Annotated in this window: 11 protein-coding genes; 6 read left to right on the plus strand and 5 right to left on the minus strand. The window is 52.0% G+C overall.

All coding sequences use genetic code 11. The features are described from left to right. Positions 1 to 2 precede the first annotated feature (2 nt). The 4 genes from MJ611_RS06060 (at position 3) to MJ611_RS06075 (ending at position 9,433) form a co-directional block, all read left to right on the plus strand. Entirely contained in the window at positions 3 to 962 is a 960-nt protein-coding gene (locus MJ611_RS06060; RefSeq protein ID WP_250428614.1) for a PorP/SprF family type IX secretion system membrane protein, read from the plus strand. A 514-nt stretch (positions 963 to 1,476) separates the two neighbouring features. Beyond that, a complete protein-coding gene (locus MJ611_RS06065) occupies positions 1,477 to 6,438 on the plus strand; it encodes an ice-binding family protein (protein WP_250428615.1) in 4,962 nt (1,653 codons plus the stop codon). 32 nt (positions 6,439 to 6,470) lie between these two features. Further along, positions 6,471 to 7,424 carry a PorP/SprF family type IX secretion system membrane protein gene (locus MJ611_RS06070; RefSeq protein WP_250428616.1) on the plus strand — a complete coding sequence of 318 codons (954 nt, stop codon included), beginning with the start codon at positions 6,471 to 6,473 and terminating at the stop codon, positions 7,422 to 7,424. A 65-nt stretch (positions 7,425 to 7,489) separates the two neighbouring features. Next, a complete protein-coding gene (locus MJ611_RS06075; RefSeq protein WP_250428617.1) occupies positions 7,490 to 9,433 on the plus strand; it encodes an OmpA family protein in 1,944 nt (647 codons plus the stop codon). A gap of 80 nt (positions 9,434 to 9,513) precedes the next feature. Here MJ611_RS06075 and MJ611_RS06080 read toward each other — a convergent pair whose 3' ends face one another. From MJ611_RS06080 to MJ611_RS06100, 5 genes are all read right to left on the minus strand, one after another. Beyond that, positions 9,514 to 10,281: a 3-hydroxybutyrate dehydrogenase gene (locus tag MJ611_RS06080; protein ID WP_250428618.1), complete on the minus strand. Its 768-nt coding sequence runs from the start codon at positions 10,279 to 10,281 to the stop codon at positions 9,514 to 9,516. A gap of 127 nt (positions 10,282 to 10,408) precedes the next feature. After that, a complete protein-coding gene (locus MJ611_RS06085; protein WP_250428619.1) occupies positions 10,409 to 12,901 on the minus strand; it encodes a TonB-dependent receptor in 2,493 nt (830 codons plus the stop codon). Positions 12,902 to 12,931: 30 nt separating this feature from the next. Next, complete coding sequence (locus MJ611_RS06090; protein WP_250428620.1) at positions 12,932 to 13,933, minus strand: alpha/beta fold hydrolase; 1,002 nt, start codon at positions 13,931 to 13,933, stop codon at positions 12,932 to 12,934. After that, the gene (locus MJ611_RS06095) at positions 13,911 to 15,464 is read right to left on the minus strand and encodes a sodium:solute symporter family transporter (protein WP_250428621.1); all 1,554 of its coding nucleotides are present in this window, start codon (positions 15,462 to 15,464) and stop codon (positions 13,911 to 13,913) included. Before MJ611_RS06095 ends, MJ611_RS06090 begins: the two co-directional genes overlap by 23 nt. 374 nt (positions 15,465 to 15,838) lie before the next feature. Then, the gene (locus MJ611_RS06100) at positions 15,839 to 16,612 is read right to left on the minus strand and encodes a LytR/AlgR family response regulator transcription factor (protein ID WP_250428622.1); all 774 of its coding nucleotides are present in this window, start codon (positions 16,610 to 16,612) and stop codon (positions 15,839 to 15,841) included. A 137-nt stretch (positions 16,613 to 16,749) separates the two neighbouring features. Here MJ611_RS06100 and MJ611_RS06105 point away from each other — a divergent pair, with 137 nt between their 5' ends. After that, on the plus strand, positions 16,750 to 18,891 hold the full coding sequence (locus tag MJ611_RS06105; RefSeq protein WP_250428623.1) for a sensor histidine kinase: 2,142 nt from the start codon (positions 16,750 to 16,752) through the stop codon (positions 18,889 to 18,891). 80 nt (positions 18,892 to 18,971) lie between these two features. After that, positions 18,972 to 19,790 (plus strand): alpha/beta fold hydrolase, encoded by an 819-nt coding sequence (locus MJ611_RS06110; RefSeq protein WP_250428624.1) that lies wholly within the window; start codon positions 18,972 to 18,974, stop codon positions 19,788 to 19,790. The last annotated feature ends 60 nt before the right edge of the window (positions 19,791 to 19,850 follow it).

The raw sequence follows: 19,850 nt of genomic DNA on the forward strand, positions 1-19,850 counted from the left end.
CTATGAAGAAGCTGCTCCTCTTGTTTGTTGCCTTTGCAGGTGTTGCCGTGCAGGTCTTCGCGCAGCAACGGCCTCAGTATAGTCAATACATGCTCAACAATTACCTGCTCAATCCTGCCCTTACAGGTATAGAAGACTATGCAGATGTACGTGCCAGCACCCGGCAACAGTGGGTCGGGCTGGATGGTGCACCGGTTACTTATTACCTTACCGCACATACCCCGCTGAATAAGGGTGCCGCCAGTACCAAGTACCACAAGGCTTTGGCGCACCATGGCATCGGCGCAGCCTTTCATACCGATAAAACAGGGACGTTGCGCCGTACGGGTATCACCTTTTCTTATGCCTATCACCTGCCCCTTACCCGAAGTATAAACGCCTCAGCAGGCGCGGCAGCCGGGCTTATCCGCAATACTGTTAATTCAGAAGACCTGCAATTCACTAATCCCAACGATCCTTTGATCGGTGGCGGCACGATCAACCAGAATGTGCTGGATCTTAACTTGGGCTTCTGGGTTTACTCCCGTAACTTTTCGGTAGGTATATCCGGGGCACAACTGCTGGAAAATTCCGGGGCATTCAGAGCGGCTGAAGATACGCGCGCTACGCTGGACCTGCAACGGCATTTTTTTGTAACAGGCAGCTACCGCTTCAGCCCCTTCGAAGCCATAGATTTTATTCCTTCTGCCATGGTAAAGTTTGCAGACCCAAGCCCGGTGGCAGTAGACGTGAGCTTGCGTGCTCTGTACGATGAGCGCTTCTGGGTAGGAGCCTCCTACCGGCATAACGATGCCATTGTAGGGATGGTAGGTGTTTATGTGAGCCCGCTGCTCGATATTTCTTATTCCTACGATGCTACTACCTCCAACCTTAACAAAGTAAGCGCCGGCACCCATGAGGTGGTGGTAGGCTTCAAACTCCTCAACACCCGCAGGATTATCTGCCCGCAGTGGATCTGGTAGTACCAAATCCCAAAGTCTTTTCTTTTCTGAATTCCCGGTAGCACAGCCGATCAGGTTGTTCGTTCTACTGCTTTGAGCAGGAGGATCTTACTTCTGCTCTCCTCCTTCCTTTTCAAGTATATCCTGTTTTAAACTAACCCGCATTGCAGAATAATGCTATTCTTGCCAATAGGCAGGCTTACTTCATTTCGCTTAAACTGAATAAATTAGCTCATAATATAGGATTTAATATATATTCATTTAGGGATTAGATATAAAAATAATTAAATAATTGGTGAAAATTTGCTTTGCATTATTTTTTATCAATATTTAAACTCCAATCAGTAAAAATGTTAAGGTTATATATTTTGAGCACTTTTTTATGTACTTTTTAAGGTTTATTATTGTGTCATAATAGAAGAAGAAGAGCAAGATAAAAGAAGTGGCAGTATAACCAGTGCAAAACAGTTATTGTTGCTTACCTCATTGTTTCAACAAATTCGCAAGACTATAACAAACTTATACCACATCGTTCATGATAAGCTTCTCTAAAAAAGTCATACTAGCATTAGTAGGCTTTTGGTTAGCAACAACAGTGGTGTTTGCGCAGCAAGCGCCATCACTTGGGGCACTTTATGACTTTAGCGCACTCGGATATACCAAAGTAAGCAATACCGGAAGCACTGTGATCAGTGCCAACCTTGGTGTGGCGGCAGGTAGCATTACGGGTTTCCCTCCCGGCACCGTTCTGAGAGGAAAACACGAAAATGATGCTGTTGCCAAGCAGGCAAACCTGGATGCCATTGCTGCTTTCAATAACGCAGCCGGCCGGCCCGTTACTGCCACCTATAGTAATGCAAACCTGGGCAAGGGGCAACTTGCTTCGCTCTCGCCAGGTGTGTATGAGCTGAATGGCAATACCCTCTTATCCGGTGAGTTGATCCTGGATGGCGAGAACAACCCGAATGCCCTTTTTATTTTCCATGTGAAAGGGAGTCTCGATATTGCCAACTACTCTCAAATGACATTAAAGCGTGATGCAAGCAGCGCTTACGTATATTGGGTGATAGATGGAGGGGTTACAGCAGGCATAAGCACAGTATTAAAGGGCAATATTCTGGCAAAACAGAACATTGTGCTAGGCGATGGTACCTTGCTGCAGGGGCGCGTTGCCTCTCTTTCCGGCGAGTTAGATCTTACCAACAACCGCCTGCACATACCAGCCGACCTGGAGGTGACAATGCAGAAAAACCCGGGTGCCAACGGTGCTAACCGCTACGTGGTAGGCGAAACCATCACCTATACCATCAAGGCAAGAAACAACGGCCCTGTAGATGAGGAAGGCGTCAAGGTAATGGATGTGCAGTTTACCGGCGAGTCGCCAACCTTTACATCGAGTATACCTGGAGCTACCTTCGCGCGGGATGCTAACACAGGCATGTGGGTGTGGACGATCGGCAACTTTGCTTACAAACAAGAGGCTACCTTAACGATCACGGCGACCATCAGTGCAACCGGAAACGGATTTGCCCGTGCGGTTATTTCCGGTGCCGGCGTTGATGAGATCCGGTCCAATAACTCTGTAGAACTTAACTTTTGCGTGGTGTTACCTAACGCCGGGGTGATCTCTGGCCCAGGTGCATTGTGCGTTGGCAGCACGGGTACGTATAGCATTGACCCTATTCCCGGCGCCACCCGCTATACCTGGAATGTGCCGTCTGGCTGGACTTATACAGCCAACGAAAACACGATAACCGTTACGGCAGGCCAGAACACCGGTGTTATATCCGTTACTGTAAACAACACCTGCGGCGAAAGTTTGCCAAGCCGACTGGAGGTAAGCAACTTTGCCAACCCTCCGGCTAAACCAGGACCGATAAGAGGCGATGAAAATGTTTGCGTTGGAACAGGAGTTACTTATAGTATAGATCCGGTGGCAAATGCGACCTCCTACCAATGGGTACTGCCGGAAGGATGGACGATGGTAGAAGACAATGGCACTACCATAACCGTAATGCCCGGAGGCACCAATACCAGAAAAACACTACAGGTAAGAGCCATTAACGTATGCGGGGTAAGCGAGCCAAGCACACGCGAGGTACAGCCCTTTCTCACAAAACCAGCTATGCCAAGCCCGATTACGGGTAGCGGCAGCGTGTGCTCCACCAAAACTTCCACAACCTTCAGCATTGCACCTCAGAACGATGCAACAAGCTATAGATGGACAGTGCCGGCTTCCTGGTCAATACTTAGCGGACAGGGTACTACTTCCATCACCGTGAAGCCATCGGCAGAGGCAGGAAGTATAACCGTAGTAGCCATAAATGCCTGCGGTGACGGTCCTGCCAGAACGCTAGAAGTTACACCGGTTACGGCTGCTCCGGCAGTTCCGGGCGCTATTACAGGTGTAACCCCTGTTTGTTTGGGTAGCACCGGTTTAAAATATTCTGTTGCTCCTGTTGCTACTGCCTCCGGCTATACCTGGTACGTGCCATCTGGCTGGACCATTACTTCCGGTCAGGGCACCAACGAGATAACAGTATCAGTAAGTGCTACAGCAAGTGCAGGGAAAGTAACGGTACAAGCCACCAACGATTGCGGTGCCAGCAGCACCCGAAGCCTTGATGTTACCACTGTATCAGGTACGCCGATTGCGCCACTTACCATTCGCGGTACTGCGTATGGTTGCGCCAACAGCACATTCACGTATGAGACAGATCCGGTAGCAGGTGCTTCCACCTATACCTGGACTGTTCCGGAAGGCTGGTCTATTACTGCAGGCCAGGGTACCACCCGCATCACAGTAACAATGGGCACCAAATCAGGTAATGTAACGGTACGCGCCTCCAATGCCTGCGGTAACAGCGCAGCAAAATCACTGGCGGTTACCCCATTTACCAGTACTCCTATACAGCCTTTTGCCATCAAAGGAGCTGCTGAAGTATGCGTTGGCCAACAGAGCGTGGTCTACAGCCTTGATCCGGTAGTTAATACATTGGAATACATTTGGGCGGTGCCGGATGGCTGGACGATTACCTCCGGACAGGGCACAACCTCTATAACCGTTACTACAGGATCTACCGGTGGCTATATTACTGTAACAGCATCCAACGACTGCGGCGCCAGTGCGCCGGCAACCCTGAAAGTGAACCCAACCACAGCTGCACCAATAACACCTACTAAAATAAACGGAGAGCTACAGGTGTGTGTGGGGCAGCAGGGGCTTACTTATATGGTTGATCCTGTACCGGGAGCTGTGAGTTACCAGTGGACGATAGCTGGAACCGGCTGGCGTATCGAAAGTGGCAATGGTACCAGTGTTGTAAAAGTGGTAGCAGGTACAGTAGAAGCCACGATATCTGTTGTTGCAATAAATGCCTGTGGTAAGAAGAGCCCGGCTCAGTCTGCCCTGATCGTTTTCCGAAATCCTCCTGTTAAGCCAAATCCGATTGTAGGTGAGGCGGTGCCATGTATCGGCATTACCTATACGTATAGTGTGGCCCCTGTTGCTGAAGCTTCCAGCTACATCTGGATCGTGCCTACTGGCTGGGAAATAATAGGTGGTGCTAACGGCACGTCTATCACAGTAAAACCAAATAGTAACGCTGGTAGCGTAAGAGTGCGCGCAACAAACAACTGTGGAGCAAGCGACTACCAGTTTATGGAAGTTACCCCTTCAGCTAACACTCCGGCAACCTTAGGAAACATCAAAGGTGAGGCAAATGCGTGCGTGAACGGAACAGGAACCTATAGTGTGGATGCGGTTCCGGGAGTTCGTTCCTATAACTGGGCTGTACCTGCAGGCTGGACAATTACTGCCGGCCAGGGAACAGCAACGATCACAGTAAAAACAAGCAGCACAGGTGGTTTGATTTCTGTTACTCCTGAGAACGACTGCGGCGTTGGAGCAACCAAAACCAAGTCCATTACGATGGTAACGTCAGCTCCTGCACAACCAGGCACTATTACAGGAGAAAGCCTGCTTTGCTCCGGAACAAACCAGGTATACTCGATACAGCCAGTTGCAGGTGCAAGCTCTTATAACTGGACCTTCCCGGGTGCTGATTGGGTGATCATCAACGGACAGGGTACTACTTCTGTAACCGTAATCTCCGGCAAAACAACAGGCCAGGTTACCGTAACAGCCTTGAACGGATGCGGCGGAAGCAGCTCTACCCTGAATGTGACACCTTCTAATGGCGCACCGGCTGCACCAGCAGAGATAGTAAATAATTCCGGCTCGTTCTGCGGGAGCTCGGATAATGTAAGATTCAGTGTGGCCGGTGTTTCAACAGCAACATCTTATACCTGGACAGTGCCAAATGGCTGGACCATCACTTCCGGTCAGGGTACTACTTCCATCACGGTTAAAACCGGAACACAAGGCGGTGAAGTGGCTGTATCTGCAACTAACCTGTGTGGTAAAGGATCGGCCAGAACACTTTATGTGGCTCCGCAGCAGCCAATCGCTGCGCCGGCTGCTATCCAGGGGCCGATCATCCCATGCAACGGAAGCACCGAGACCGTGTACACTGTCGCTCCGATTGCAGGTGCCGACTCTTATTTGTGGACTGTACCTACCGGCTGGCAGATCTTAGCCGGCGCGGGTACTAACAGCATCAAAGTGCATGTATCAGGGGGAGGAACCATCGGGGTAAGAGCAAAGAACTCCTGTGGCACTACCGGTGAGACTACGCTGAAAGTACGGGTGGTAACAGCCGTGCCGGTTGCCCCATCTGCAATCAGAGGCGAGACACTGCTATGCTCGGTAGGTTCTGTAACCTACGAAATTGATTCTGTCGCTACCTCTGGTTCTTATACCTGGACGGTACCTGCTGGCTGGACGATTACCGCCGGTCAGGGCACTACCAAAATAACAGCAACAGTAGGAAAAGCTTCGGGTAACGTTTCTGTAACGGCAGACAACAGCTGTGGCTCCAGTGCCATCCGTACCCTGGCTGTTACAGCAGCACCGCTGGCTACCATGGGCAAGATCATAGATCGTAGCTCTCCTTGTGTTGGCCTGGTGTATGAGGTTGAGCCTGTGAGCGGCGCCACAAACTATACCTGGACGTTGCCGGATGGCTGGACCATTACCTCCGGCGCAGGCACTAACCGCATCAGCGTTCAGGCAGGTAACGGCACGGGTGCAGGAGTTATAACAGTAGTTGCAAGCAACGAAGTTTGTACCAGCCAGGTGGCTACCCTGACTCCGGACCTGAGCCTGATCAATGGTGAAGTTGTTTTCTCAAATGTGTTCTCTCCGAACAACGACGGAACCAACGATACCTGGGAAGTGGCCAACCTGATGAACTACCCGGACAACGACCTGACCATCATTAACCGGTGGGGCAACGAAGTGTACAGAAGCAAATCTTACAAGAACAACTGGAACGGGGATAACCTGGCAGAAGGTACCTACTACTACATCGCTCGTGTAAAAATGTGCGATGGTGCCGAGAAGGTGTTCAAAGGTTTTGTGATGATTGTGCGATAAAGAAGACTACAAACTTAATGCGTTTGAATACCATGCGAAAGATTTGGGTGATATTGGGGCTGTTGCTGGCAAACGGGGCGTATGCCCAGCAGGCGCCGCAATATACACAGTACATATTCAATGAACTGATCATCAACCCGGCCTATGCAGGCAGCAAGGAAATCATCAACATCAATGCTACGCACCGTAGCCAGTGGACCGGGTTGGAGGGAGCTCCTACTACCCAAACGCTGAGTGTAGATGGTGCAAGCCGCAACGGGCGTATTGGCTGGGGGTTTAATGCCGTAAACGATGAACTGGGCGTGCAGAAACAATCGGGGGTGTATGCCAACCTGGCAGTGCGCCTTAACCTGAGCGAGACAGCCAAGTTAGGACTCGGCTTTGCCGGCGGAGCTTCGCAGTATACCTTGGACGGAACCAAGCTGAAGCCGGGCAGTACAAAACCGGATATGGCTATACCGCAGGGGCGCGAAACAGAGTTGCTTCCCGATGCCCGAGTCGGCCTTTTCTTTAATACAGAGCGTTTTTACACGGGCTTCTCTGTGGCGAACCTCATCCCTTTTAAAGGAGAAGACAACCTCCTGATCGCGACACCAAGGCGCCACTACTTCCTCTCAACGGGGTACGTGGTGGATCTGGGACCTAACTTCCAGTTTAAGCCGAGCATTATGGTGAAGGAGGATTTTGAAAGCCCGACCAATGTAGACCTGAACGCCTTTATACTTTTGAGTGAGCGTATCTGGCTCGGGGGTTCCTATCGCACGGCGGCCCCACTGTTCAGTAAACCCCAGGAGGATTATGAGCTGAACGGTAGAAACGCCTGGGCTGCCATCGCACAGCTGTACGTGACACCGAAGCTGCGGATTGGCTACTCCTACGACATGAGCCTGAACGACATGAAAGATTTTGCCAGCCACGAGGTATCAGTTGGTTTCTACTTCTTTAAGAAGCAGGACGCCCACATGATGACCCCACGATACTTTTAATTTTCCTACGAGTCTATATGAGAATAAATTTAACGCTTGCTTTCGTCTTGTGCATTCTCTGTGGTATGCCCGCAAAGGTGCTGGCACAGAAAGATGTAAAGCAGGCAGACAAACTCTTCAACAGCTTTGAGTACAGCCTGGCCCTTGCTGCCTATAAAGATATAGTAGAGCGGGGCGAGCCGAAACTGGAGTATGTGCAGCGCATTGCCGACAGTTACCGCCTGATGAACAACAGCAAAGAAGCTGAGTTCTGGTACGCACAGGTGGTGGCTTTTCCGGAAGCGGAACCTGCCAGCTATTACTTTTATGCCGAAGCTGCCAAGCGCAACGGTAACTACGAGCGCGCCAAATCACTGTTCAGCAAGTATGGCGAGCGCGTACCTGAAAAGCTGGAGGTGGCCACGCTGATGGCAGCTTCCTGCGACACGGCCATGGCCTGGATGAAAGCTCCCAAATCATTTGACATACAAAAAGAGAATACCCTAAACTCCGAAGGGATTGACTTTAGCCCGACAAAGCTGCCCGATGGGATGGTGTTTTCTTCGGACCGGCTGTCAAGTGCAGGCAAAAAGAAGCAACAGACCGATCGCTATAACTGGACGGGCAATGGTTACGTGCAGCTATACTTTGCGCCAAGTGCTTCGGATAGCACCTGGGAAGGGCCCGTGCCTTTGCCTGAAGAAGTGAATACGGCCTTCCACAACGGGCCGGCTAGCTTCCTGGGAAAAGAAAACCTGCTGTTCTTTACCCGCACCAACAGTGTGAGGCGCAAAGGGCAGAAACGTAACACAGACCCAACCAGCTGGTTTAAAGGCGACGAGCGCAGCGATTACATCAACAGGCTGGAGATTTATACTGCCCAAAGAAAAGGAAATGAATGGGTGAGCGTTAAACCCTTCCAGCATAACAACCCGGAAAAGTACTCGGTAGGGCACCCAGCCATAACAATCGATGGGCAGACGCTTTATTTTGCTTCCGATATGCCGGGCGGTTTCGGAGAATCTGACATCTACTACTGCGAGCGACAGGCAGACGGCAGTTGGGGCAAACCTGTAAATGCAGGGGCTAAAATTAACACCAGCGGGCGCGAGAGCTTTCCGAGCATTGGCGCTGATGGCAATTTATACTTCTCCTCAGACGGCCTGACAGGTATGGGTGGCCTGGACGTGTTCCGGGCGCTGGGCGAAAAAGGCAAATGGGCGAAAATAGAAAACCTAAAGTACCCGCTCAACTCCTCGCACGATGACTTTGGTATACACGCCGATAGTACCGGCACGAAAGGCTGGCTGTCTTCCAACAGAATGGCTGAGAACGGCTTTGACGACATCCTGCGTTTTGAAGAGGTACGGGTGCCTTGTACGCTGGTGGGCGAAACGATAGAGCGCATCACAGTGAAAGGACAAATGCGCCGTAAAGAAGTGCCGGTAGACCAGGTATACCTGCAGCTGTTCGAAGAGAACAATGGGTCGCTGAGGGAAATTTATTCCGACAGCAAAGGACGCTTCACTTTCCCGATCAAGGCGGGCCTGAACTATACCATACGGGGCAGCAAAAAGGGGTACCTGACCCAGACCGTAACGCTAACGCCGGAATGTCTTACCAGCATCGACTCGGTACAAGTAGAAATGCTCTTCAACCGCGATACGCCTAACAAGGCGATCGTGCTCGAGAACATTTACTATGATCTGGATAAGTTCGATATCAGACCGGACGCCGCCAAGGAGCTGGATAAACTGGTACGTACGCTGAAGGATAACCCGAATATCACTATCGAGCTGGGTTCGCATACCGACAGCCGCGAAAGCCACCGCTATAACCAAATGTTGTCTGATCTGCGGGCACAATCGGCGGTAACCTACATGGTGGCGCGTGGCATCGAAAGAAGCCGCATGAAGGCAAAAGGCTACGGCGAAACGCAGCTGCGGAACAAATGTGCCGATAACGTATCCTGCTCAGAAGAAGAGCACCAGTGGAACAGAAGAACAGAATTCAAGATACTGGCGAAATAAGCAGGCGAAAGTATAAGTATAAAAAAGCCCCGGCACTGACAAAGGTGCCGGGGCTTTTTGTTTGGGTGGAGTCTTTATACTTACTGCGCCGACCAGCCTCCGTCGATGGGCAGTAGCGCGCCGGTAAGCTGGCTGGCTGCCTCAGAGGCAAGGTGCAGGGCGAGCCCGGCAATTGCCTGCACTTCTACAAACTGCTTCACGGGCTGTTTCTTTAGCATTACCTTTTCGATCACCTCGGCCTCCGACATCTGGTGCACCCGTGCCTGGTCTGCTATCTGGGCTTCTACCAGCGGCGTTCGTACATAGCCCGGGCAAATGGCGTTGCAGGTAATCCCGTAAGGGGCGCCTTCCAGTGCCAGCACTTTGGTGATTCCGGCCACGCCGTGTTTTGCTGCTACATAAGCCACTTTATACTCTGAAGCGCGCAGTGCATGCGCCGAAGCAATGTTGATGATACGGCCAAAGCCACGGGCCTTCATGCCCGACCATACAGCTTTTGCCGAATGAAACGTAGCCGACATGTTGATGGCAATAATGGCATCCCAGCGGTCTTCCGGAAACTCTTCCACCGGAGACACATGCTGTATGCCGGCGTTATTCACCAACACATCTACCTGCCCAAGCTCCCGTTCTGCCTGCTGTACCATTCGTTTTATTTGCTCCGGTTGCTGCAGGTTAGCCGGAGAGAAAACAGCGCGCACACCGTACTCCCTGGCTATTTCCTGCGTGATTTCTTCCCCGTTTTTTTCCAGCCCGTTCAGCAGGAGGTTGTAGCCCTGCGAGGCAAATTTTGTCGCTATACCTAGGCCAATGCCGCTCGTGCCACCTGTTATGATCGCGTTTTTCATCGTTTACTGATTTTAAAGTATAAAAAGGGAAATCTTCGGAACCCATACTTTGTATCTGCTAAAGTGCAGGCGCCTAAAAAAGCCAAAGCGCCCTTTGGAGGCGCTCTGGAAACAACACTAATCTAACCTAATTACCTGTATTCGTATTTTTAGAAAAACCTGGTAAGTTAACCTTCAACTCAACAGAGTATAACCGGCCGATAAAAGGAGATGCTACAAACTCTCTTACTTTGCTATCGAACACGTTCGTTACCTGTGCAGATGTTGTCAGGTACTTGTTTATGCGATAGCCTGCGCTCACATCAAAATTGGTGAAGCCACCCAGCGGACCATAATTCCATGTTCTGCCGAAACGGGCGTTTTCTTTCAGGCCCAGCGCTTCGTCTGCTTTGGCAGCCACGTTTATGCCGGAGAAGAAATCAAACTCCTGTACCCAGCGGCCGAACACAGAGCCGAAGAACTTGCCCTGGCTATAGTTGGCAGCCAGGCTGAAACGGTTAGCCGGTGCGTTAATAGACAAATCCAGCTGGTTCACTTTGCCGTCTTTGTTGCCATCGTTGCCCAAGTCATCTTTGTCGATCTCGTAGCCGAAGTAAGAGTAGTTGGCTACAAAGTTCAGCGCTTTGGTAGGCGCGAATGTCAATCCGAAGTCAGCGCCATAGGTATCTACCTCACCGAAATTAACATACGTGAGCACCAGCGCTGCGCCAGCCTCCGGCGTTCCCGGTACTACCTCAGACATTGGCGTGCTGCCTCTGTGCGTAACCGTACGGCCTTGTGTGGCGATGTTGATAGCCGGGCTCAGGAAGTTCTTCGACTTGTTGTAGTAGGCATTGGCATCGAAGAATAACTTATCACTCAACTTGCCTTTGTAACCTGTTTCTAAGGTGTTGATAGACTCTACTGTCAGCTTGTCTATTTTGGTGCCATCGCTCAACGTATACCCTTCGCCGTTTCCGATCAAGAGGCCACCAAACAGGTAGCCTTCCAGGTTAAGGATAGTTGGCGCTGCAATACCTTTGCCATAGGTCAGGCGTACCGAGTGATCGTTCTGTGACCATACCAGTGCTGCCTTTGGAATGAAGTTGAAGCCGTACAGTTCGTGGTTATCGGCACGGCCTGCGGCCAGTACTTTGAAACCACCTCCAAGTTGCTTTTCTATCTGGGTATAAAAGCCCAGTTGGTCTACCTCTATTGCACCTTTCTGGTCGAAAAGGTAGGTGTTACGGCTGTTGGCAATATCGCGCTGGTACTGGCTGCCAAGTATAATATCAAAGCCCCCGAAGTTGTTGTTGTACTGCACTTCGCCGTTTATGCGACGGGAGTCATCTCTGAATACGGCACCACGAGGTAAGGCTCTGCCTGCAGTTGGCGAAGTGCCGAACCACTGTTCTGTGTAAGATCTTGCGCGTGCTTCCTCATCGCTGAATCCTGCATTTTTAAAGCTCAGGTAGTTCTGGGTTCGCTGGTTGATAGCGTAGGTTTCATCTGTCTTACTCCAGGTGTGATATACCTGCGCAAATACCCGTGGAGACACGTAGCGGGCATGCAGGTAATGCACCTGCCAGTCTTTTATCTGGTTTCGGCCGGCATTGGTTTGTGCCAGGTTGTTGGAGTTGCTGCCTCCGTAGGATAGTATAATGTCAGAGGCGTTATTCAGGCTATAGTATACAGCTGCTTCCCCTCGCAGGGAATTAAACTTTCTGTCCAGGTCAATTTCTGTTGCTCGCTGCGTGGCACCAAAATACACGGTATCGTCATAGGCGAAGTCAAGTCCTTTGGTATACTCGCCGGTAACTTTAAAAGCCACCTTCGGGCTCAGCACCATGGCGTGTCTTAATCTGGTTGAAAATACCTGCTGGTTACCAGCACCAACTGCCAGGGTAGTGCCTTCGGAGCGACGGGGATCTTTGGTTATGGTATTTACAAGGCCGTTGTGTGCGTTAGGTCCATAAAGCGCCGCAGCCGGGCCTAATACTACTTCTATGCGCTCAATGTCTTCTTTTACAACAGTGCTCAGTGGGCCCAGAGGCAAGCCCGTGGCAATAAGCGTAGACAAACGGGCGTCGTTCATCTGAAGGTTTTTAGGGTTAAAGGCACTGTTCATCCCTCTCACGTTGACACCTGTTCCCAACACCCCGGTACGGATGAACTCAACTCCTTTCTGCCGGGCAAGCAGCTCCCCTACGTTAAAAGACGGCAGCTCATCAATTTCCCGGGAGGAGATCAGGCTGATGGTAGCGGGCGCTTCGGTTAGTTTCTCCGGTCTGCGCGAAGCCGATACCACGACTTCCTGACCCAGCATATTTGCTACCGACATGGAAACAGTGCCAACGTCTGTAGTACCGCCTTCGGTCACGGCTACGGACTGGTTCGGGAAGCTGTACCCTACAAAAGAGATGCGTAGGTTATAAGTGCCAACCGGGACATCCGTAATATTAAATTCACCGGCTGAGTTGGTTGTGGCGCCTTTTGAGGTGCCTTCCAGCACCACCGTAGCACCCATCAGGGGTTCTCCGGTGTCGGCCCCGAGCACTCTGCCTCTGACACCGCCACTCTGGGCCAATGCCACCTGCGCCACTGAAAAAAGCGCGAGCAGGAGTAAGTAAATTTTTTTCATGGTTAGTAAGGTTAAGGTTAGATGTATAAATTATTTTGATTTGTTACTATTGCCGGACTGCTGTTGCTGCTTCAGAAAACTCAGCACTTCTTTGTTAAATGTTTCCGGTTGCTCGTACTGCACAAAGTGACCCGCCGCCGGCACCATTACCAGTTGGCTGTTGGGGATGCGGTCGCGGCCGCTTTCGGCCACCGCCTGTGTAGTCAGGCCAGGGTTCAGGTAGCGGTTCGGAATGAGGGCGTCGTGCTCGCCGAAAACGATGAGTGTAGGTGCCTGCACCTGCGGCAGCTGTTCATACACCGGCTCGTCTACCATCGCTGCCACGCTGCCTGCCACAGCCGCACTATAAGCTCCGAACTGCTTCGACTCCGCCATCTTCAGCCTGTCGGCAATCATAAACTGCGCATCGGCTGGCATCTGGTAGAAGTTGATTTTGATGTTGGCTGCTACCTGTTCCGGTGTGGTTTTCTGCACGCTTTCCGGCGTTACGGTTGCTTTAAAAAGTTGCTTCTGCTGTTCGGTAAAGGTCTCAAAACCAGCGGGCGCAGCCAGTATCAGTTTCTTCACGCGCTGCGGTTCTTTCATGGCAGCCGTCAGGGCGATCTGCGCGCCCATGGAGTGGCCGGCAAGTATGGCCTGCTTCAGTTTCAGTTTATCCATCAGCGCGAGTACAGCCGTGGCATAAGCGTCCATGCCCGGCTGCACGCCTTCTTTTGCTGACTTGCCATAGCCAGGCAGGTCGAGGGCAATGCAGCGGTAGCTCTTGCTCAGGTCTTCAATGTTCTTGTCCCAGGCTGGCAGGTAGCTGCCCAGCCCATGTATGAAAATGATTGTTTCGGGTCCTTTCCCTTCATCGACGTAAGTAATGCTGGTTCCATCTGCCAGCATCACCTTTTTGGTAGTGTATTTATACTTCAGCCCTTCGAAAACAGGATCAGCAGCGGGTGCTTTTTTAGCTGTCTGGCACTGCGCGTTAAGGCACAACAGGCAGAGGAAGGCCAGCAGCAGGTTATTTCTTAAACTCGCTCTCATAAGTTGGTTCTGTTAAAGCTGTAGCACGAGCAGCCTCCGCTTTGTCAGCAGCCGGCCGGAAAACAAAGTATAAAATGAGACCCACGGCCACAGAGGCAAGTATGGCCAGTGCTGCTGCGATGCCCGGGTTGCGGACTGGCGCCTGCATGTAAGTGGTAAGGCCGCCATAGTATACACCAAAGTGCACGATTACAGAAGTAAGAGAAGCAGCGACCGGCGCAATGAGCGGTACGCGGTGCAGGAACATGCCGAACAGCACTGGCACAAAGGCAGCCGAAAAGTAAGCGTACACCCCGTTCTGCGCAAAGATGCCCACACTCAGGTTCGGGTTTTGCAACTGATCAAACGTGAGCCAGATAGAAACCGCCGCCAGTACCACAATCACCAGGCGGTTAATTACCACTTCCTGTGCGGCCATTTTACCTCCCAGCATCGGGCGCAGAATATCTGATGTGATGGTAACAGAAACAGACTGAATCAGGCCTTCCAGGGTGGAGAGGCCTGCGGAGATCAGACCGACCACCACCAGCAGTCCCACAAATACCGGGAACTCCTGCACCACGTACGCCGACATAATTCCGTCTACCGGCAGTGGCTGCCCGTTCACGGTCAGGTCCGGGAAAGAGAGGCGGGCGTATAAGCCGGCAAAAACGACCAGGAAAAACAAGCCCTGCACCAGCAGGCCCACCAGCAGGTATAAATTAACATCCTTTTCATTTTTGAGCAGGAGCGATTTGGTGATGATGTGCGGCTGGCAAACGATGGCAATCCCGATGATCACCTGGCAGAAAATAATTTCAAAATTATCGCGGAATAGGAAGCTCTGTGGGTTAACCGGAGCCACCAGCAGCGGATCGATCGCCTCCAGTTTATCAAGAAAGCCATGTACGCCGTTACTGAAATGTTCGTAGCCGGAGCCTAAAAGTATAAAAGCTACTATCAGCATAATGGCAGCCTGTATCATGTTGGTATACACCATGGAGTTGGCACCCCCGAACATCATGTAGCCGAACACAAACACCACAATGCCCACGCACACGTGCAGTTCATTCAGGTTCAGTACGCTGGCCAGCACTTTGGTCAGGCCTACACAGATCAGCACGATAAAAGTGATCAGCAGCAGCGAGAGGAAAGCGAAGAACATGGCATAGCCACGGCTCTTGTATACCAGACCCATCCACTGGGCCATGGTTTGCGCCTTTACGGCAGTACCCATTTTGCGGAAGCCTTTGGTAAGTACCACCAGCGATACAAGTGCCGCCAGCGGCAAAGCCAGTGCCATCGAGATAACGCCACTAACGCCATACAGTGCCACAAAGCCGGGGTTGATGATAAAAGTAGCAGCGCTCGTCATGGAAGCGGCCAGGGCCAGCCCCACTGCCACCGGCGAGAACGCAACGCTGCCCAGCGCATAATCAGAGATGGAATGGATACGCAGCGCGCCCCGCACCACAAAAAACAGGATGACACCTGCGTAGGCCAGTACGATTACCCAACCAGCTGTCACAAGTTCTGAGGAGGCCATATTCATAGGGAATGGTATTATAGGTGAAGGAATGTTGTATTAATGTAGGGAATAATAAACATTACCGAAAGCCTATACTTGCCAACTCAGGAATATTTGAGGTGAAATCGGAAGTGCAGCAGGTGAGATTTGAAATAGGTGAGTGAGTGCTTCTTAATTTTGGATGAGCGATTGAGGGAATGGGTGAATTGTTGATTGTCTGCATCAGGATTTACAGGATGAGTGCAGGATCAACAGGATTAGGATCAAAGCCCAATTTTATACTTCAGCGGCCATTGTGCTTGCTGGTGATAACACGCAGCAAGGGCAAAAGAACCTGGAGAATATTTAGCTCCACAATGTTCTAACTTTTTAACCTTCTAACTCTTTCCCTCTCTAACTCACAAAATCTGCAGCCTTTTCAGCAAAGAGTCTTTGTGGGTATTGCCGATGGGGATGTGCTTGCCTCCGATCAGGATGTGGTTATCCTCGATGGCCTCGATGGCAGACAGGTGCACGATGTAGGAGCGGTGCACGCGCATGAACTGGCCCGCAGGCAGGCGCTGCTCCAGGGTCTTCAGGCTCTGGCTTACCAGGTACAGGTGCGTGCGCGTCTTGATGTTGCAGTAGATGTCCTGCGCCTCTATCCAGATGATATCTTCCAGGGCTACTTTCTCGAGTCGGTTGCGCACCTTTACAAACAGCGTGTCGTGCAGGAGGAAGTTATCGGCTTCCACTGTGTCAGTAGTATCCGTTGCCGGAACAGGCCTGGCTGGTGAGGCGTCCGTTGCAAGTTGCCGGGTGCCGGCGTTGTGGATGGCTAGCTCTATACTGCTTTGCAGCGTGCGGGCCTCAAAAGGCTTGACCAGGTATGCGTACGGGTTGGTTTGTTTTGCCCGGTCAATGGTTTCCTTATCAGAGAAGGCAGTCATGAAAATAAAAGGTACTTTGGTAGCTTTTGCCAGCAGGGCTGCCGTTTCGATGCCATCCAGTTTTCCCTCCAGCGTGATGTCGAGTATCACCAGGTCCGGGTTGTGCTGGTGTACCTCTAAAAGCAACTCTTCGCCGGTACTTACCACATGGCATACTTCATACCCCATCGCCTCCAGCGACAGCGACAGGTTCTGGGCAATCACCACATCGTCTTCCGCAATAAGTAATTTCAGCCTGGCCATACTTTATAAGTTGCTAAGAATACATCAGTTAAATATAGCAATTTGATTTTACTGACAAAACCAGGGCACACAGAGAAGTATAGTATAACTGAGATTTATTTGTAAATTGATGCATGCTTGTATCTTGCCGGAAACCAATGTTGCACCACTTGTGCTGGGTGCTGGGTATGCTGCTTATAACAGCAGCCCTGCCCGTGCGTGCGCAGGTACCTGATACGGTAAAGCTGGAGGCAGCCACACAGCACATCCGGCTGCCGCTGCAAGTATACCACGATAATGTAGCCACGCTCGGATTGGAGCAGGTGCAGCAAAAAGCTTTTACCCCCAACGATACCACCACAGCGCCGGCGCCCGGTAAAACCGTGCATTGGGTGCGGGTGGTTGTGCAGAATACTACTGCCCGGGAGCAGGAACGTTACCTCTACGCCGGCGACTGGAGCCACTTAGACCTCTACGAGCAGCAACCCTCCGGTACGTATCGTCTAAAGCAGACAGGCCAATTGGTGCCGATCAGCGAGCGGGATGTGCCCTTGTACAAACCTTACGTGCAACTGCACCTGGCACCTAACACCAGCACGCTGCTGTACCTGCGCCTGCAGGGCGACCTGGATCTGTACAAGCCGCAGGAGCTAAGCCTCCAACTGCTGCTGCCGGAGCAGGTACACGAGGCCAACCGCGACCGGCTCTTTGTACAAGGTATTTTTATCGGTATCATCCTTGTGATGACGCTTTATAACCTGGTGCTGTTTGCCTCTGTGCGCGACCGCAGTTACCTGTATTTTCTGTTGGCGCTGCTGGGCACGGGCTTGTACTTTATGTTCTACCACGGCTTTGCCCTGGAGCTGCTCTGGCCGCAGGCCCCTTACTGGAATGCGCACAGTTTTCCGTTCATCGTTACCTTCAATGGTCTGTTCCGGGTGCTGTTCACGCGCCGTTACCTCAACACCCAGCATACCATGCCTGCCTGGGACAAAGTGTTGCTGCTGCTGGGGCTGCTGTACATCATGCCGGTAGGCATGGGCCTGCTTTCGTACTTCACGCCGCTCGACCTGCTGCAGGCTTGTGTCAGCTTTATCGGGATCATCGGAGGGCTGGTGCTGGTGGCGATGCTGCTGGTGGGGGTAAGTTCGTTGCGGCTGGGTTACCGCCCGGCTTTATACTTCCTCATCGCGAACGTGTTTTTTGTAGTGGGCGCCTTGCTCTTTATCCTGAAAGAAAATCACCTGCTGCCGGATAATACCATTACCGTGTACTCGGCGCAGGTGGGCATGGTGGCCCAGGTGGTGCTCTTCTCGCTGGGTTTGGCTTACCGGTTGAATACCGTTACCAGCGAGCTGAACGCCAAAGTGCTGGAGCAGGAACGGCTGGAGCGGGAAAAAGAAACAGAGCGCAAGCTGCTGATAGAGCAGCAGAAAAACGAGCTGGAGGTGATGGTCGCCAACCGTACCTCGGCCCTGCGGCACAAGACCCAGGAGCTGAAAGATACGGTGCGCAAACTGAAGGCATCGGAGCACAAGCTGCGCCGCCTCAACCATTTCAAAGACCGCTTCTTCTCCATCATCTCCCACGACATCCGCACTCCTTTGGCTACGCTGGAGTCTTTCCTGAACATACTGGTTAACTTTTCAGATAAGATGAAGCCGGAGCAGATGCAGAAGCTGGCCACGCATACGCAGCTTTCGGTGCGCAACCTGCAGGCCCTGCTCGAGAATTTGCTGCAATGGTCAACGGCCCAGACGGCTTCGGGGCACCATATACGCTATGAGCCGGAAGTACTGCTGCTGGCAGACCTGGTGCAGCAGAACGTGAACCTGTTGAAAGATACCGCTGATACCAAACAGATACAGTGGCAGGTAACGGTGCAACCCGAGCTGCGCGTCCGGGCCGATGCGCACATGCTCGATTTTGTAATCCGCAACCTGCTGCACAATGCCATCAAGTTTTCGCACACAGGTGGCCTGATCCGGATTGAAGCCGAAGAAGGCTCCGCAAGTATGGCAACAATCGCCGTAACCGACGAGGGTGTTGGCATAAGCCCCGATGTGCTGGCGACGCTGTTTAAACTGGAGATGCCGGCCATGGCCACCAAAGGTACGCTGAACGAGAAAGGCACGGGTTTGGGGCTGCTGCTTTGCCGCTACTTTGTAGAGCGCCACGGCGGAAGTATAAAAGTGGAAACGGAAGTAGGCAAAGGCAGCCGCTTCTGGTTTACGGTGCCCCTGGTGCTGCCCCAGCAACCAACCGAGAACGAGCGGCTGCTGGAAGGCGAGATCTGCTGAGGGTATACTTTGGCAACTGCTTTGCTTTTCAGGATTTTCCTATAGATTTGTTTATCACTTCTTCATCAAAAGCTACCACTATGAGACATCGTTTACCCGACGGACTGGAACTGTATTACGAACTGCACGGAGACGCCAACGCCGCACAGGCCATGGTATTCCTGAACGGGCTGTCGCAGTCGACGGCGGCGTGGGCAGGGCTGGTGCATGCCTTGGGCAAGAAGTATAGATTGGTGCTGGTGGATCTGTTGTTCCAGGGGCAGTCGGACGAGGCGCCGGAGCACCGCAGCTTTGAAGGCCACGCGGCTGATGTGACAGATCTGCTAAAGGCGCTGCAGCTGCCATCCGAAATAATTTTGGTTGGCATATCCTATGGTGGTGCCGTGGCACAACGGTTCCTGGTTAACCATCCGGAGCTGGTGCAGCGTGGGGTGTTGCTTTCTACCTTCCCGTACAAAGACGCCTTCTTCGACTCCATCGGCGCCAGCTGGAAACAGGCTTTACTGGCAGGTGGTTACCCGCTCATGCTCGATGTGATGCTGCCCTTTGTGCTAGGCCGCAGCTATTTTCTGAACCCTATCATTACGATAGAAAACCTCAAGAACAGCAAAGCCAGCCAGAGCCCTACGCCGGAGCGCCTGCTGAAACTGGTGCGCGCGACCGAAGAAAGCGGCAATTACCTGGAGGAACTCCAAAAGGTGCAGGTGCCGGTGCTGGTCGTGCACGGCGAAGAAGACATGCTGTGCACCACCGAGATGGGAAAAGCCATGTACCAGGCGCTTCCGCATGGCGAGCTGGAGATTCTGCCGAAGGTAGGCCATACCTTAAACCTGGAGTGCATTCCGGACCTGATTCAGCTGCTGGATACCTTTGCCGCGAAAGTGGTGCAGACGGTGTAATACAAATGTCGGGGACCGCTTTAGTGCAAGCCCTTATTTTTAAAGGTAAAATCATCGTGA

The organism is Pontibacter ruber, from assembly GCF_023630205.1.
In the GTDB taxonomy this organism is placed as follows: domain Bacteria; phylum Bacteroidota; class Bacteroidia; order Cytophagales; family Hymenobacteraceae; genus Pontibacter; species Pontibacter ruber.

Coding starts and splice junctions, on each gene's coding strand:
- MJ611_RS06060 (WP_250428614.1), top strand. CDS start 3: ATGAAGAAGCTGCTCCTCTTGTTTGTTGCCTTTGCAGGTGTTGCCGTG.
- MJ611_RS06065 (WP_250428615.1), top strand. CDS start 1,477: ATGATAAGCTTCTCTAAAAAAGTCATACTAGCATTAGTAGGCTTTTGG.
- MJ611_RS06070 (WP_250428616.1), top strand. CDS start 6,471: ATGCGAAAGATTTGGGTGATATTGGGGCTGTTGCTGGCAAACGGGGCG.
- MJ611_RS06075 (WP_250428617.1), top strand. CDS start 7,490: ATGCCCGCAAAGGTGCTGGCACAGAAAGATGTAAAGCAGGCAGACAAA.
- MJ611_RS06080 (WP_250428618.1), bottom strand. CDS start 10,281: ATGAAAAACGCGATCATAACAGGTGGCACGAGCGGCATTGGCCTAGGT.
- MJ611_RS06085 (WP_250428619.1), bottom strand. CDS start 12,901: ATGAAAAAAATTTACTTACTCCTGCTCGCGCTTTTTTCAGTGGCGCAG.
- MJ611_RS06090 (WP_250428620.1), bottom strand. CDS start 13,933: ATGAGAGCGAGTTTAAGAAATAACCTGCTGCTGGCCTTCCTCTGCCTG.
- MJ611_RS06095 (WP_250428621.1), bottom strand. CDS start 15,464: ATGAATATGGCCTCCTCAGAACTTGTGACAGCTGGTTGGGTAATCGTA.
- MJ611_RS06100 (WP_250428622.1), bottom strand. CDS start 16,612: ATGGCCAGGCTGAAATTACTTATTGCGGAAGACGATGTGGTGATTGCC.
- MJ611_RS06105 (WP_250428623.1), top strand. CDS start 16,750: ATGTTGCACCACTTGTGCTGGGTGCTGGGTATGCTGCTTATAACAGCA.
- MJ611_RS06110 (WP_250428624.1), top strand. CDS start 18,972: ATGAGACATCGTTTACCCGACGGACTGGAACTGTATTACGAACTGCAC.